We start from the raw sequence: 413 nt of genomic DNA, 5'->3' as shown, positions 1-413 counted from the left end.
TATATTGTTGAGTTTTGCCGCCTGTCTGCGCAATTGCTGGACAGTCTTCATGTCCTTTTCAAACTGGCGGGCGTCAGCCGCATCTATCTCGTCAAGTGCCACACGCGCTTGGCTGTAGGGCAACGCAAAGACAAACGACTTATCCGCACGCAGGAAAAGCGTGCGTTTCGTCACCACATCAAGAAAGGCGCGGTCATGACTGCAAACAATGACGGCTACTGAACGCGGGAGCGCATCAAGCCAGTTTTCCAGCAAATGCACCTTCTCAAGGTCGAGATGGTTTGTCGGCTCGTCCAGCAATAGCACGTCAGGCTCGGACACCCATGTGCGTGCCAGAAGCGCAAGCCGCTGCCAGCCACCACTCAACTGCCGAATGGCAAGTTCACGCAATTCAGCCGGAACATTGAGATCGT

The 413-nt window shown here is 54.5% G+C and carries 1 protein-coding gene; it reads right to left on the bottom strand.

Translation table 11 applies throughout. The annotated features are described in order from the left end of the window. The coding region (locus CAY82_RS25245) for an AAA family ATPase (RefSeq protein ID WP_140399181.1) at positions 1-413 on the bottom strand (413 nt) is incomplete at both ends.

Origin of the sequence: Pseudomonas sp. SID14000 (assembly GCF_002165135.1) — a bacterium.
Lineage (GTDB): Bacteria > Pseudomonadota > Gammaproteobacteria > Pseudomonadales > Pseudomonadaceae > Aquipseudomonas.
Note: the sequence above shows the minus strand (reverse complement) of the source record. Positions and strands in the feature narration are given on the sequence as shown.